The sequence below is a fragment of the Thermococcus camini genome, assembly GCF_904067545.1.
Lineage (GTDB): Archaea > Methanobacteriota_B > Thermococci > Thermococcales > Thermococcaceae > Thermococcus > Thermococcus camini.
Genome location: NZ_LR881183.1, coordinates 1,320,533 through 1,333,772 on the forward strand (window position 1 = coordinate 1,320,533; position 13,240 = coordinate 1,333,772).

The 13,240-nt window shown below is 53.8% G+C and carries 14 protein-coding genes and 1 tRNA gene; 3 read left to right on the plus strand and 12 right to left on the minus strand.

Annotated elements, in window-relative coordinates; all coding sequences use genetic code 11:
- Positions 1–2: 2 nt before the first annotated feature.
- From TIRI35C_RS07105 to TIRI35C_RS07125, 5 genes are all read right to left on the minus strand, one after another.
- Positions 3–866, minus strand: coding sequence for a FlaD/FlaE family flagellar protein (locus tag TIRI35C_RS07105; RefSeq protein WP_188202298.1), 864 nt, complete (start codon positions 864–866; stop codon positions 3–5).
- Complete coding sequence (locus TIRI35C_RS07110; protein WP_188202299.1) at positions 863–1,369, minus strand: flagella accessory protein C; 507 nt, start codon at positions 1,367–1,369, stop codon at positions 863–865. Before TIRI35C_RS07110 ends, TIRI35C_RS07105 begins: the two co-directional genes overlap by 4 nt.
- A 56-nt stretch (positions 1,370–1,425) precedes the next feature.
- Positions 1,426–2,091, minus strand: a complete 666-nt coding sequence (locus TIRI35C_RS07115; RefSeq protein ID WP_188202300.1) for a flagellin — start codon at positions 2,089–2,091, stop codon at positions 1,426–1,428.
- A 182-nt stretch (positions 2,092–2,273) separates the two neighbouring features.
- Positions 2,274–3,236, minus strand: a complete 963-nt coding sequence (locus tag TIRI35C_RS07120) for a class I SAM-dependent methyltransferase (protein WP_188202301.1) — start codon at positions 3,234–3,236, stop codon at positions 2,274–2,276.
- Positions 3,237–3,245: 9 nt separating this feature from the next.
- On the minus strand, positions 3,246–3,566 hold the full coding sequence (locus TIRI35C_RS07125; RefSeq protein ID WP_188203114.1) for a helix-turn-helix domain-containing protein: 321 nt from the start codon (positions 3,564–3,566) through the stop codon (positions 3,246–3,248).
- Positions 3,567–4,030: 464 nt separating this feature from the next.
- Between TIRI35C_RS07125 and asnS the strand changes: the two genes are divergently transcribed.
- The 3 genes from asnS to TIRI35C_RS07140 all read left to right on the plus strand — a co-directional run bounded on the left by asnS (position 4,031) and on the right by TIRI35C_RS07140 (position 5,985).
- The gene (asnS, locus tag TIRI35C_RS07130) at positions 4,031–5,323 is read left to right on the plus strand and encodes an asparagine--tRNA ligase (RefSeq protein WP_188202302.1); all 1,293 of its coding nucleotides are present in this window, start codon (positions 4,031–4,033) and stop codon (positions 5,321–5,323) included.
- 148 nt (positions 5,324–5,471) lie between these two features.
- On the plus strand, positions 5,472–5,693 hold the full coding sequence (locus TIRI35C_RS07135) for a hypothetical protein (RefSeq protein ID WP_188202303.1): 222 nt from the start codon (positions 5,472–5,474) through the stop codon (positions 5,691–5,693).
- Between the two features lie 10 nt (positions 5,694–5,703).
- Positions 5,704–5,985 (plus strand): type II toxin-antitoxin system RelE family toxin, encoded by a 282-nt coding sequence (locus tag TIRI35C_RS07140; RefSeq protein ID WP_246454712.1) that lies wholly within the window; start codon positions 5,704–5,706, stop codon positions 5,983–5,985.
- 60 nt (positions 5,986–6,045) lie between these two features.
- On the opposite strand, the gene TIRI35C_RS07145 is transcribed toward TIRI35C_RS07140, so the two are convergent.
- The 7 genes from TIRI35C_RS07145 to TIRI35C_RS07175 form a co-directional block, all read right to left on the minus strand.
- Complete coding sequence (locus TIRI35C_RS07145; RefSeq protein ID WP_188202305.1) at positions 6,046–7,023, minus strand: hypothetical protein; 978 nt, start codon at positions 7,021–7,023, stop codon at positions 6,046–6,048.
- Positions 7,024–7,280: 257 nt separating this feature from the next.
- Positions 7,281–7,357, minus strand: a tRNA-Arg gene (locus tag TIRI35C_RS07150).
- Between the two features lie 60 nt (positions 7,358–7,417).
- Positions 7,418–8,554, minus strand: a complete 1,137-nt coding sequence (locus TIRI35C_RS07155; protein ID WP_188202306.1) for a thiamine ABC transporter substrate-binding protein — start codon at positions 8,552–8,554, stop codon at positions 7,418–7,420.
- 108 nt (positions 8,555–8,662) lie between these two features.
- The gene (locus TIRI35C_RS07160) at positions 8,663–9,595 is read right to left on the minus strand and encodes a calcium/sodium antiporter (RefSeq protein WP_188203115.1); all 933 of its coding nucleotides are present in this window, start codon (positions 9,593–9,595) and stop codon (positions 8,663–8,665) included.
- A 31-nt stretch (positions 9,596–9,626) separates the two neighbouring features.
- Positions 9,627–10,139 (minus strand): TIGR00288 family NYN domain-containing protein, encoded by a 513-nt coding sequence (locus tag TIRI35C_RS07165; protein WP_188202307.1) that lies wholly within the window; start codon positions 10,137–10,139, stop codon positions 9,627–9,629.
- Entirely contained in the window at positions 10,136–10,648 is a 513-nt protein-coding gene (locus TIRI35C_RS07170; protein ID WP_188202308.1) for a TIGR00288 family NYN domain-containing protein, read from the minus strand. The genes TIRI35C_RS07165 and TIRI35C_RS07170 overlap by 4 nt, the downstream gene beginning before the upstream one ends.
- A gap of 146 nt (positions 10,649–10,794) precedes the next feature.
- Positions 10,795–13,227, minus strand: a complete 2,433-nt coding sequence (locus TIRI35C_RS07175; RefSeq protein WP_188202309.1) for a tRNA(Met) cytidine acetyltransferase TmcA — start codon at positions 13,225–13,227, stop codon at positions 10,795–10,797.
- Positions 13,228–13,240: the final 13 nt, after the last annotated feature.

Here is a 13,240-nt window from a genome sequence, read left to right on the forward strand (position 1 = left end):
CCCTAAACCCCGTACATATCGTCCAGCACCTTTCCGATTAGTCTCATCTCCCTCTCCACCGCGTCTAGTACCTCCCTGGTTATTCTGACCCCTCTCAGCCTTTCAATGAAGAGCAGGGACACCAGGTGGTCCTGGATGGTGAGCCTCTCGTCCGGCCTCCAGTCGGGTTCCCTGTGGTGCGGCCTTATACCCGCCGCGTACCTGAGCAGGGTGTTGAGCACCCCCTCCGATATCCAGCCTATCGAATAATAGAACTCCAGCACGTTCTCGAGGTTCTGCATTCCCACGCGGTCAATTAGAAAGCCGAGCCACTTCAGGGCCATCATGGTAGAGACCATGTCGTTTGGTATCCTCTCAAGCCGGGCAGGGGTGCTGGGGGCGCTTATCAGAACATCCCTAATATCCGGAGGTATCTCAAATCCCCTCTCCATAGGCATGACCTCCACAGTTCCGGGGGTAGCGGTATTCAGGGACATGGAAACATCGCCCGCAGACTCACGGATGGGAGACTCCTCGCTGATTTTTGTGGCAATACCCGCACCATTCGTCTCGAAGGCTTCGCCTGACCCCTGTGATACTTCCCCAAACGTCCGCTGATTACCGGGGTTACTCGAAAGGCCCGCCAGATGGTTGCGTATCTCCTCGAGGTAGCGACCGATCTCATCAACACGGCTGTCGAGCTTTGATATCCTCTCCAGCTGGCCCGCGTAGGTCTGGAGCACCCTGTCGACTATTTTATCGACCTGCTCCGGAGTGAGTATGTCCCTCTTCTTCATGAGCCTCTCCTTCAGGTCATCAACCAGGAAGTTCGGCACCTTTCCCCTCAGGCGCTTCAGTTTTTCGTCAATCTCGATCTCGGTGATCATAGGCCTCCCTCCGAAAGGACATCATATATGAGGTCATCGAGATCCACACCATCAACCACGAGAAGCTTCATGTCAGCCTTTATGTGAGCAATCTCAGTCTTCAGATTCTCAACCTCCTCACTCAGTTCCTGGATCTCGCTCAGCAGCGGGTTAGCAGAGTCAACATCCTTAAACGGGTTGATCTGCTGTGATACAACCTCGTAGAGAACCATGACATCCTTTATGACGCGGTCAAGGCGCTCTATCTCTTCCCGGAGCTCATTAATCTGGGACTTGAGGGTGTCGATACTCACCTTTATCCTCGGGATATCGTTTTCAATCTCATTCACACGGGCCATGACCTGGGTCAGGAGCTCCTCTTCCTCGTTTTTCCCGGCGGCAGGTTCTTCAAGGACCTCCCCCTGAAGCTCATCCAGCGTTATTATTTCCCTGTTATCCCCGGGATCCGCCGAATCCCCCCCGTTTTTCTTTTTGAATTTATTTTTGAGGTACGAAAATGACATCCCGATCACCCGCGAGAGAGCTGTGGAAAAAGGGAGAAACGATGGAGCTTAAGACATCACTTGAGGTCAAGGATAGTCTGCTGGCTGTAGCTGGACGGAGTGGTGACCTTGGTGTAGCCGGGAGCACCAACTTCCGGCTTGAGCTCTATCGAGATTCCAGTCCTCGGCGGAACGTTAGTGAAGACCTGACTGGTGTCAATGGTGAGAATGACTATGTCACCGGCGTTGATGGTCGGGTTGCTAGCGCTGAGGGATCCATCGGCGTCCTGAATGACTATGATACCAAAGTGAGTACCATCTGCGTTGCTCCAAGCGTTGTTGCTCGTGCTGTCAAAGAGATCACTCGGGATCGCGGAACTAAACGCAGCTGAGGTAGCGTCTCCCCACTTGTACCTAAGAGTGGCAACGGTATTTCCGTCCTCAAGAATGAGAACGGTCTGGTTGAGATCAATTGGCTGTGATCCTGGCCTGAGGCTTATGTAGACGGCCATCTTATCCATGCTGCTACCAGTGGAGTCCACATGTCCAAGGACTTTCTCTATGCTGATACCCGTAGCAACCTGCTGAGTAGTCTGCCTGCCCGTGGCCTCAGCCCTCTGCTGGAGGTAGCCGCTCGTGTTGATGAGCACCGCAGCAGCCACTGCAGCCACCAACACCATAGCAATAAACACAATCAGGGTGCCAATACCAACAGCACCCCTCTTCTTCCTCCCGAACTTCATTTCCTGACACCCCCTTTGGAGAGTCTGCAATATACTCTAAGTATGTTTGCATATAAATCAATTTTTTGTTTGTAATTATGTAGAAACCGGTGTAACTACATATGTAGGTTGATATTATTTCAAAAAGTAATTTTGATTAGGAAGAATCTTCAAGAAAGATTGTAGAGGATGCAATCAAAAAATCACAACACGCGGGTCACCACGATGGTGGAGTTTCCGATCACGGATGCCTCGGCATCGTAGGGGCTCTCATCCACCGCAGCCAGGATTTCCCCTGCCCTTGGAAACCTCACAAACTCCTTTGTTAGACTTTCAAAAAATTCCAGCGCGGCAACCCTTGGATTGAGGTCCCTAAAGGAGTCCAGTATAACCAGCCTCCCCCCCGGGCCAAGCATCTCGAGAGCTTTCCTGACGACCGCTCCAGGGTTCTCCAGGTACCCAAGCAGAAAACTCATCACAACTCCATCGTATGTGTTTCTTACAACCAGTCTCCTCACGTCCATCTCCCGGAGGGCGACCCAATCCAGCCCCTCGTTCCTTACACGGCTCATTGCGATGCTGAGCAGTCCCGGAGAGAAGTCAATACCCACGTATTTTCCGTTTGGTCCGACGACACTCCCCAGCTCAACCGGCGAGACCGAACCGCATCCAAGGTCTATAATACGCATGCCGTCCTCAAGGCCAAGGAGGTGGGAAGCCAGCTGCCGGTAGACCTTGTTAATGCCCAGGAGGAGACGCATGTCCCAGAAGTCAGCCCCCTTATCGAAATCCATAAGCACCTTGGGATGCTCCCGTGAAATAAAAGCGTAGTCGGCCATCTTGTACATTTCCTCGAGAATCGGGATCCAATCCGGCAGGAGCTTTTCAAGCCGTTCCTGTGCCAGAGGGAGTTCATAAGAAAACTCTGCCATCCTCAGGGACCCACCAGACTCCTCCACTATCCCCAGCTGGAGGTATGTATCAATGAGTCGCCCAAGGCGCTCCTTGTTCGGCAGGGGAACCGAGGCGATTAGTTTTTCCCTGCTCACCCCCTGAACCAGCTCCTTGAAGACGTCGTACTTGAGCCCAATCTGAATTAAATAACCCACCGCCACATCGGCCATCGCTTCCATATTCCGGTCAAGGACCTCCACCAGCGGGTCCATGCTCCCACCTCATGTGTACTTCGAGTAGTACGAGTGATACGACCTCAGCAAGCCCACAACCTGTTTCCCGTACTCCGTGAGCCGGTAGTACTTGAAGCCTCCCTCGGTCACGACCTCCACCAGACCAAGGCTCACGAGGGAGCTGTGTCCGTTGTAACGGTTCCCCAGTCCGACGAGGGCACCCTTAACGTTCGAGGGGTCTGATTTAACCACCCTCGCGATTTCAGAGAGGTACGTGGGGGATGGGTAGATTTCGTCAAGATACATCAGAATCCTCTTGCGGAGTTCACTTCGATTGATGGACCTTATTACAAAGGGGTCAATGAACATTGGAGCATCCCCCATCAATACGTGATTGTATTGGAGACATTTCAACAGGAGGCGGGGTATCTTGGGAAACAACATATATAAACATTACGATGTGTCAAATCAAGGTACCACTAACATCTATGAAGAGTCATTAGAGACGTAAGATATATCCAGATGTTAAGTAATAACCCACATAACACAGAATCTGCCCACATTTTGGATAATTTCCAATTATGCCCAAAACCACCCCGCAGCACCACATGACAGATTTACAAAAAATCCACCAAATATTAACATATTGACATCCAAACGGGCAAAGGGTTTAAATGGAAAATATTCCGAAAATCCCCCATGCCACTACTAATAATCGTCAGACTCGGGATTGGGGCAGTCACCCTGTGGCCGAATTGACGCTCTTCTGGGAGCCGTTGCTCCAAATCGCTACCGTTATAAAGTCCCCCTCAAAGCCTCTGGAGGTGGTAAGGATGATTGATAAGATTTACTGTGCCGATGTTCAGCCCGATATGGAAGGTAAACGCGTCAAGCTCGCAGGATGGGTTTACAGAAAGAGAGAAGTTGGAAAGAAGGTGTTCATAGTCCTCCGTGACTCAAGCGGAATCGTTCAGACGATATTCAAAAAGGAGCTAAGCGAAGAAGCCTACGCCGAAGCGAAAAAGGTCGGGATAGAGTCCAGCATCATCGTGGAGGGCACCGTTAAGGCCGACCCCCGCGCTCCCACCGGCGTCGAGATTCAGGCCGATAAGATAGAGGTCGTCCAGAACGTGGACTTCTTCCCGATAACAAAGGACGCGAGCGAGGAGTTCCTCCTCGACGTCAGGCACCTTCACCTGCACTCACCCAAGGTCGCGAGCATAATGAAGGTCAAGGCAACCATGATGCAGGCCGCTCGCGAGTGGCTCCTTCAGGACGGCTGGTATGAGGTCTTTCCCCCGATACTCGTTACCGGTGCCGTCGAGGGAGGAGCGACGCTCTTCAAGCTCAAGTACTTCGACAGAACCGCCTACCTCAGCCAGTCCGCCCAGCTCTACCTTGAGGCGGCAATCTTCGGCCTCGAGAAGGTCTGGTCGCTCACGCCGAGCTTTAGGGCGGAGAAGAGCAGAACCAGGAGGCACCTCACCGAGTTCTGGCACCTTGAGCTCGAGGCCGCCTGGATGGACCTCTGGGACATCATGAAGGTCGAGGAGGAGCTTGTGAGCTACATGGTTCAGCGCACGCTGGAGCTCAGGAGGAGCGAGATTGAGACCTTCAGGAAGGACTTAACGACGCTCAAGAACGCGGTTCCGCCCTTCCCGAGGGTGAGCTACGACGAGGCCATAGACATCCTCCAGAGCAAGGGCGTCGAAATAGAGTGGGGGGAGGACATGGGCGCCGACGAGGAGCGCATCTTGACCCAGGAGTTCGAGGCCCCGTTCTTTGTCTACGGCTATCCAAAGGGCATTAAGGCATTCTACATGAAGGAGGACCCGGAGGACCCGCGCAAGGTTCTCGCGGCGGACATGCTCGCGCCGGAAGGATACGGCGAGGTCATCGGCGGTTCCCAGCGTGAGGACAGCTATGACAAGCTCGTGCAGCGCATCCTAGAGGAGGGCATGAAGCCGGAGGACTACGAGTGGTACCTCGACCTCAGGAAGTACGGTTCAGTTCCGCACAGCGGCTTCGGACTGGGCCTTGAGAGGCTCGTCGCATGGGTGCTGAAGCTCGACCACGTCCGCTGGGCCACCCTCTTCCCGAGGACGCCGAGCAGGCTGTATCCGTGAAGGTTTCCCCTCCCAACTTTTATTACTACACGGCTCGCGTTTTGAGCTTGTTCACTTAAGAAAACAAGATTCAATTCAGCCGGTTAATGTTGTCGGAGTTTCTCAAACCTTTTAAGCACTTAATCGCATGGAAAATAGGGGTGAAGTTATGAGTGAGAGCGTCCAAGTCATCATTCACCGCATTGAAAAAATCGAGAAAGAACTCGAAGAGCTCAAGCTAGAGCTCCTGAAACTCCAGGTCGAGAAAGAAGAAGCCGAAATAATCCCCGAGGAAGAATACCGGGACCTCATGAAAAAAGCCGAGCACTTAAAGAACAACCCCTCGGAAGGACTGAGCGCAGACGAGGCGATCCAAGAACTCTTGAGTTAAGATGGGGGAAGTGTACAGAGTCATCGTGGACAAAAACATCGTCAAAAAAGCCAAAAAACACCTCAAGCCAGCCCAACGCAAGAAACTGGCCGAATTCATTGATACTCTCAAAACAAACCCCTACCCAAAGCCCCCCTACGACCTGAAACCCGTCAAAGGCGAGAAAACAGAGAAAACCAACACCTACCGTTTTAGAATTGGGGATTACAGAGTATTCTACACTGTTTACTGGAACGAGAAAGTTATCGTCGTAACGGACCTAAAGCCGAGAGAAACCGCCTACAAGAGGTGAGTTAATGAGCTAAGATGCTAAAATCATCGACCCTTAGCAAAGACAGAATAAAGAAGAAACTCATCTTATGATGATCTTCCTCCGAGCATCCTTGATGATGATCTCCCTTGAACGGCCTTTCCGTTTAATGTTCCCTTCCAACACTACAACCTCAGTCCCAAGCTGACGGAGCTTCTTGATGTAATTATCAATGTCAACGTTGGCCCCAACGTCAAGAATCACTGCGATGACTTCATCGAAATGCTCCACATAATCCAGAACCTGCCCAACGAGCCTCTGAAGCTTGCTCCGATTTTCTGCAATCTTTATCTCAATGCCTACAGAGTCTCCAACTGCAATGTCAATTTTTTGGTCTCCTACTTGGTACTGCCTTCTAACATTACTACCGAGCCTTGCCCGAAGGAATTGGTAAAGCTGTTTTTCGAGATCTTCTTCGTCCCTCACTGTTTCAGGATGGAAATCTTCAAGAATGTCCAATATGTCTGGCTCACCTGGAACCTCATCTTCTCCATAGGACTGTTCTTCAAGTTCGCCATAGTCAAAGCTATAGTCATCTTCGCTGTCTTCAACGTTGATGTTAAGTTCTTTCAGTTTCTCCGCTTTGAATTCCTCGAATTCCTTCCACAGAGCTTTTTCTACCTCCCTAAATGCCTTAATCTCGTCCTTCGATGCCGTCTTGTACCTCCAGGCCCAATTCTTAACCTCGTCCAAGTCAAGACGCTCAGCGAGATAGTTTGCCAGTTCATCTTTTCTACGGGTTCTTGGGCAATCCAGACTCTCAGCGGCACATATAGTCTTTAAGTGATTCATCTTGAGCTTCATGAGAATGCTGACTTTTGTCTTGTGCTCTTCCCTAACGATAGCCTCTTCTATTTCTCTCTGCTTTTGCTGGATTTCATAATAAATCCAATCTTCCTTTGAAAGTTCTCTCTGTTTAGATTGGGACGATGAAGAGGTCTCATTCCCACTCTGGAGCAGTCCAAAAAGTAATATTACTCCGATAACCACAATAATACTCAAAATTGTCTGAATATCCACCCCACGCCACCCCTTGTATTCCTTACGGAAGTATTACCTAGGCTTGATTAAAAAGTTTTGGTAGTGGGTCGTTTAAGCAGGGCTCTCAACGGCTCGAAAGCCTCAGAAAAGGCGAAAGACACGTGTTCATTTGTACCTCGATAAGGAAGTGGTCGGCGGTCTCAAGGAAGAGGGTTTTAACATCTCGGCCCTCACAAACAAGCTTCTTAAAGAGCATTTAGAGAAGGTGAGGCGCATGGAAGCGATTATTTCGAGAATGGCGGGCCCGGCGGGATTCGAACCCGCGACCTCCGGCTTAGAAGGCCGGCGCCCTATCCTGCTAGGCTACGGGCCCTCGCTCCTATGCTTTTGGAGCGCTCTTATAAAAGTTGCGGTGGGAAGAAAAGGAAGAAACTCACCGCCTCCTCCTGAAGATGAGCGGCACCATGGCAAGGCCGACTATCAGGGCCGGCCCACAGATGCTGGAGTTGCTGGATTCTCCGCCGGTTTCGGTGGTTGTCTTCCCGAGTATCTCATCCGGGCTCTTGCCCTCGACCATTAGCTGGGTCCACTGCTTGAGCCAGAGGTCGTAGCTCTTCTCGATCTCCCTGGAGTCTATTGCGACGGGCTTGTCTACCTTGGCGGCATAGCTAAAGACCTCCGGGAGTTCAACGTCTCCGTTAACAGGGTACATCCACTGGTTGAGGGGGAGCTTTTCCTGAGCCTCGGCACTGATGAGGAACTCGATGAACTTCTTGGCCAGCTCCTTGTTCCTGGCGCCTTTGACTATTCCCGCACCCTCTATCTGGAGGTAGTTGCCCTCCCTGAAGGCGACGGCTCCGACGTTGGTGTTGTTGTCGTAGTAAACCGTGGCGGCGGGGGAGGTGGCGTAGCTGAGGACGAGCGGGTACTCACCCTCGCTGAACGCCCCCCACGCCTCGCTCCAGCCCTTGACTATCTGAACGTCGTTCTCCTTCAGCTTCTCCCAGTAGTAGAGCCAGTCGTCGCCGTAGACCGCTATCGTCCAGAGGAGGAAGGCCATTCCCGGCGAGCTCGTGCGCGGATCCTCTATGATGAGCTTGCCCTTCCACTCCGGCTTGGTGAGGTCTTCGAGACTTGCCGGTGGGTTCTGGACCATGTCCTTGCGGTAGTTGATTGCTACGAAGCCGTAGTCGTAGGGCGTGAGGTGGTAGGTCGGGTCGAACTTCTCAACGATCCAGTCCGGAATCACATCGGCGTTGGCCGGCTTGTACGGCTCCAGCACACCCGCGTCTATGGCCTTTGCCAGGTAGCTGTTGTCTATGCCGACCACAACGTCAGCCTGGGGATTGTCCTTCTCAAGGATGAGCCTGTTTAGAACCTCGCCGGCGTCACCGATGAGGACGAGGTTCACCTTGACACCATATTTCTGTTCGAAAATCGGAACTATCTCCTTCATCCACCACTCGATGCTGTCGTATGAGTAAACCGTCAGCGTCTCTTCAGCCGCGACAGGTTTTGGGACCAGGAGCCCCAGGAGCAGCACGGCGAGGAACGCGCCAAGCTTCCTCATGGCAACACCCCCAAATACTCGGTTTTGATTCCCAATAATGGGGTAATAACCGGATTAATAAAGCTTTGCTTCCCATTTTCGGGAAGTCGGAAAGAGTTGAGAAGGAGGTTAGAGCCTCACGGCGCCGGTGGTGTAGGCGTACAGGAAGTACGCATAGACGGCCAGAAAAACACCCGCGGTAACCCGGTCTATCCTTCCCGTGAGTCTCAGGACTGCCGTGAGAAGCCCCATGACGAGGAGGGTCAGCGGCAGGGTGAAGGTGTAAACCGTCGCATCCACCTTTATGGGGTTTATCAGGGACGCTATTCCTATGACCATTAGCACGTCGAGTATGTTGGCGCCGATTATGTTGCCGACGCTTATGTTGGGCAGCCTCTTGAGGGTAGCCATGAGGGAGTTCGTGAGCTCCGGCAGGGAGGTTCCTATGGACACCATCGTCAGGCCGAGCACTATCTCCGGGACACCGTAGGCCCTGGCTATCGTTACGGCGCTGTCCACGACCAGTTTGGCGCCGATGACTACAATCAGTCCGCTTCCGAGCATTATCAGGGCATCCCTCCTCGGATTACCACGTCCGCCCTCGGGAAGTTCCTCGAGCGTCATGTGCTTCCGGTAGAGGTAGTAGAGGAAGCCGAAGTAGATGAGTATGAGGCTGGCACCATCGAGCCGGCTTATAGTCCCGTCGTGCATGAGCAAGCCAGCATAGGCGGTGACGGCCACCATGAAGAGGGCATTTTTCCAGGCGGTTCTCTCAACGCTGAGGGGCATTATCAGGGCCGAGACTCCGAGGATGAGGGCTATGTTGGCTAGGGCGCTCCCTATGGCGTTTCCCAGGGCGATGTCAGGGTTTCCCTGATAGGAGGATATGGCAGAGACCGTTACCTCCGGCAGTGTGGTGGCGATGCTCGCGAGGACGAGCGCTATGAGGAACTCACTGACGCCGAACCCCTTGGCGACGCGCGAAGCGGCCTCCACGAAGTAATCGCTCCCCTTGATGAGAAGAACCAGACCAACGGCGAAGAGGATTATTTCAACTATCACGTTCCCCACCAGGGCAGAATAGGAAAGGGACTTAAAAGTTATTTGCCCGCTCCTCCCCCTTCCCCTCCATTCTTATCACGTAGTCGGCCGCGTTCTGAAGGGCCACGGAAAAGCCAGGCTCAACGCCTATGGCTATGGTCTCCTTGCCCTTACGTTTGGCCTCGTTGATGAGGGGGAGGAAGTCCGCATCGCGGGTGGCCAGGGCGATGACCTCGACGTCCGAGTTGTAGATGAGCTCCATCGCCTCTATCGCTATCCTGACGTCCGTGTCGCCGGCGACTATAATTGGCTCAAGCCCCTGGTTCACAACGGCCTCTATCAATCCCTGTGGGGCGTACTGGTTGAGGACAACCTTGGCAACGCGTATCTTTCCGATCCTCTCAAGCGCTTCCACTATGTCCTCGAGCTTTATCCCGAACTCCTTGCGGAGGATATTCGGACCGTCGATTATCAGGCCGATGCTCTTGCCCTTCACGTGCTTGGGGGGCTCGGCCTCGACCTCCTTCTCGCCCCTGCGGAGCACCTTAAAGAGGGTCTCCTTCATTCCTCACCACCCTTCGGGTTCAGGATTATAGTGTAGTCCGCCGCGTGCTTGAGGGCCGCGGAAAAGCCCGGCTCTATGCCGAGTACTATCGTCTCCTTACCCTTCTCCTTGGCCTTGAGGATGACGGGGAGGAACTCCGCGTTTCGGGTTGCTATAGCTATGGCATCGATGTTCGGGTTGTATATCTCGCGCATCGCCTCCACCGCGAGCTTCACCCCTGTCTCGCCGGAGACGACCATGGTGTCAAACCCCTGGTTCGAGACGGCCTCGATGAGTCCCTGGGGGGCGTACTGGTTGAGAACAACCTTGGCAACGCGCAGGTCGCCGAGTCCCTCAAGGGCCTCGACTATGTCCTCGAGCTTTATCCCGAACTCCTTGCGGAGGATATTCGGGCCATCAATTAGAAGGGCTATCCTCTTCCCCCGGCTCATCTTTCTCCGCATCATTCCGATGCTCCTCATCCCGTCCTTCGTCATCGATATTATCCGCTCCCAGTTGCTGCCCGCCATAGGGAGTCACCGTTGAAATTGTCCAACCAATCACGCGATCAGAGTGATACACCCTACCTACGGGACAATCCTATAAAAAGGTTGATTCCCGGAAACCGTATATCGTTATCGAGTGCATGATACAAGCCATACAAAAAAAGAGGGACTTAAAGGAGCCGCTTGTAGTAGTACCAGAGGCCCCGTATAATGTCGCGCACCTCTATCATTGTGAAGGTTTCGGTTCTGTCTATGAGCTTCGCGGTCTCCTCCCAGCTGTGGGCCTGGAGCACGCGGTAGATCAGGAGCTTTATCTGTCTCTCATCGAGGTAGGGCTTCATCCAGCCGTCGAGGAAGTAGAGCTTCACTATCGGCTTGACCGCGTCGAGCACGGTGTCGTACGTCAGAACCTTGCCCGTGAAAGCGTCGAGCCTCTTCTTCTGGACGTCAGTGAGGTGAACCGGATAATCCACGGCCTCACCGAAGGGCGTCTCGAAAAGCCAGCGCGCTATTTCAGGCTCAAGCTCCCTGTGGGTGTCGCCCAGCCACTCCGTGAGTCTGATCCTGAACTCATCGCTGGCCTGGCGAATGAGCTTTTTGGTTTTCTCGCTTATCGGCTTGAGGACTATGGCTGTGAACTCACCGCTGACCGGGTTCCTGGCGGGGCTGAGGTGCACCACCGCGAAGCCGTTCCTGACCCAGAAGCGGGCAAGCTCTTCACTCGCACCGAAGCCCGAGCCTATCCAGTCGAGGCCCTTCTCACGCGCTTCCTTTTCAAGGAGCTCAAGGGCCTTGCTGCCCAGTCCCATGTCCATTGCATCGGGATGCGTGGCTATGCGGACGATGCGGTAGCCCTTCAGTTTGGCGAACTCCTTGAGCATGTGGTGCTTGACCATCATGTCAGGGATTATATTGCCGCGCGGCTTGTAGCCCTTCGCCATCTTCTCGATGACCTTCTTGGGTATGTTGCCCTCCTCGGCTATCTGAATCGCCGTCACTATCTTGCCGTTCTTAAGCCTCAAAACCCTCGCCTCGTGGTGGGGAGCGTCAGCCAAAAGGGCCACATCGCTCGGCCTGTTCCGGTAGTGGGCGAGAATGTAGATGCCGACGAAATTCCTGAGGTCTTCCCGGTCCTTTTCAAACCAGTCATCGAGGTCGGGCTTCTCAAAGTACACCTCGCCGTTCTTTATCAGCCTGTAATCCTCCTCCGTGAGCTCAACCGGCTCCGCATCTAGCAGGAGAACGTCGAAGAGCCACTTCTCGATGGGGTCGCCTTCAGCATAGCGTATCGGCTCGTCCATGTGGAGCTCTTTAAAGGAGCGCTTCTCCCTTGCCTTCTTCAGGAACTTGACCGAGAATCCCCTGCCCGCGCCCTCGTAGCCGTGAATCGTGGAGGAGTAAACGACGCGGGGCTTGTTGAGGTACTTGTGGAGTATGGGAACGTGGATTCCGGCGGCCTCGTCCAGGATGTAGAGGTCGGCGCTCTTGCGGTAGCCCTCGGCCGGCGGGTAATATCTCAGTCCAATCTTCCTCGCGTAGAGCTCCTTTATCAGGCCCCTCTCCTCCACGACGTGGGGCTTAAAGCCCAGCCTCTCGAGAGCGCGCTTTGCGAAGCGGAATAAACTTTGAACGTTCTCCGGCTCGGGGGCGGTTACAACGATGCGGGTGCGCTTGTTAAGGGCGAGGGCAAGCCCTATCGCAGCTATTCCGACCGAGACACTCTTTCCACGCCCCCTGTCCGCCGTGAGGACGAGCATGCCCTCCCCTTCGACCAGCTCCTCGAAGGCCCTCAGAACCTCGACCTGGCCCTCGGTGAGCGCCATCTCGTAGAGCTCGCGCGGGAAAAGGGTATTCTCAGGTATCGGTACGCCCTTTCTGGCCCTAATTTTTGCCTGGGTTTTGTTCCTCTTCGGCTTCTTCCTGAGCTTGCCGTTCTCGGTGATTATGTAGATACCGTCGTATTCGGTGAACTTACGGATGATGCGCCTGTTGAAGCGCTTCTTCACGTCGTCTATTGTGTAGGGCGGCGTGACGAGGCTCTTGTGAAAGCCCGTCCACATCTTCTTCCACTTCTCAAAGGGGTGGGCGAGAATGAATATCAAACCGCCGCCGCGGACGGTCTCAATAATCCTTCCGAGGTCGTTGGGGGAGTAGTCGTAGCTCATGTCCAGAACGAGCAGGTCGTACGTTCTGCCAAGGATATCGCGGGTGTGCTTGAATGTTACAGCCTTCACATCGGCGTTTGAACCCGCGAGAACGTCAAAGTGCTTTCTAAATGCCTCGTAGCGCTTCCGCCCGAAGGTGTCCTCCCCCAGGGCGTCCGTCGCGTAGAGAACCTGTATCCCATCCTCACTCTCGTCGCGGAGGCGCTTTTTCTTCAGTCCCTCAAGGATATCGCTCAAAACGCGCGCTGAAGCCCCTGCCAGAATTCCGGCCAGCTCCGCCTTTCGCGGCGTATCGCCCTCTATCAGAATCATCCTTCTGTGGAACTTCTCAAGCGCCTGCGCCAGGGCAGTCTCGGTGAGCCTGAGAACATCGTCCTTAACCTTCTCGCCTTTGGCGTATTCTCTCACTTCCCTGTCAAAGCGGACCTTGACGGTCATCTCTCATCCCCGG